At 36.3% G+C, this 1,180-nt stretch carries 2 protein-coding genes; one reads left to right on the top strand and one right to left on the bottom strand.

What is annotated here, in order from left to right; genetic code table 11:
* On the bottom strand, window positions 1–839 hold an 839-nt coding region (locus OGM63_RS13930), incomplete at its 3' end, for an RNA-guided endonuclease InsQ/TnpB family protein (protein WP_375340485.1).
* A 68-nt stretch (window positions 840–907) separates the two neighbouring features.
* Between OGM63_RS13930 and OGM63_RS13925 the strand changes: the two genes are divergently transcribed.
* Entirely contained in the window at window positions 908–1,036 is a 129-nt protein-coding gene (locus OGM63_RS13925) for a hypothetical protein (protein WP_263746177.1), read from the top strand.
* Window positions 1,037–1,180: the final 144 nt, after the last annotated feature.

Below are 1,180 nucleotides of genomic sequence, written 5' to 3'. Positions count from 1 at the left end.
GCAGTCTTAAAGTGAAAATCACGCCGTTTATCAGCTACTTTTTTATGTTGTCTAGCTACTTTATTAACAGCTTTTTTACGACGGTTACTACCTTTTTTACAGCGAGATACCCGTTTTTGAAGAAGCTTTAAACGTTTTTGAGACTTGCGATAATGTTGAGTAATTGGGACAGCTACACCTTCAGAGTCAGTTAAAAACTCTTTCAGCCCCAAGTCAATACCAATAATTTTATCAGCATCAAAATCAGGTTTTATTGTTGGAACTGTAGTATTTTCAAGGCTCAGGGTGATATAAAAACCATCTGCTTTTTTAGTTACAGAAGCTGTTTTAATTTTAAATCCATCTGGTATTGATCGATGTACGACAACCTTAAACTTACCCAGCTTTGGCAAAGTAATTTGATTACCAATCAAGCAATCTGCTTTAACTTGTGGATAAGAGAAAGTCTTGTATTGACCTTCACCTTTGAATCTAGGTCTACCACTACGTTTCCCGTTACAATCACCCTTTAAAAATCTTTCAAATGTTTTATCGACTCGTTTAGCTACATCTTGGAATACTTGAGAATAGACTTCTTTGTACCAGGGGTGAGTGACTTTGAGTTGAGTTAAAGATTTTTGCTGATTATAAACGTTAGGCTTTTCTCTTAGTTCTGGGATGTGGCAAATTAACGGACAAGCATTTATTGGACAACGATTAGCGTCATACCAGTTAAAGCGGTCTGCCAACATATAATTATATTGCGCTCTTAGCATAGACAACCATCTGTCTAATTCAATAATTTGTTGTTTTGTTGGTTTCAGCTTGTACTGGTATGAAGTTCTCATTTTTTTTTGCATCCTTCTAAACTATGATAACATAAATGTGTTGACTTTGTGGGACATTTATGAAAGATTCTAAATTAAACATGAGAATTTCTACACGCAGAATTGAAAAATTGCGATGGTATGCGGCTATCAAGGATAAAACTATTACGGCTATAGTTGAAGAGTTAATTGATAGTCTGCCAGAAGTTAAGGAACCGTCAATAAAATAATTTGTTCACCAGTCGTTGATGCGCCATCATTGTTCCTGCTACGCAGAAAGACATTCAACGCATCCTCTCCTGCCTCACTCGCATTCATCTCAACACCAAACTGAGTACAGTTATGGTGTGAGCCTTCTGCTTATTGAGGTAAAA

Origin of the sequence: Plectonema radiosum NIES-515 (genome assembly GCF_025753815.1) — a bacterium.
Lineage (GTDB): Bacteria > Cyanobacteriota > Cyanobacteriia > Cyanobacteriales > Nostocaceae > Hassallia > Hassallia radiosum_A.
Note: the sequence above shows the minus strand (reverse complement) of the source record. Positions and strands in the feature narration are given on the sequence as shown.

Coding starts and splice junctions, on each gene's coding strand:
- OGM63_RS13925 (WP_263746177.1), top strand. CDS start 908: ATGAGAATTTCTACACGCAGAATTGAAAAATTGCGATGGTATGCGGCT.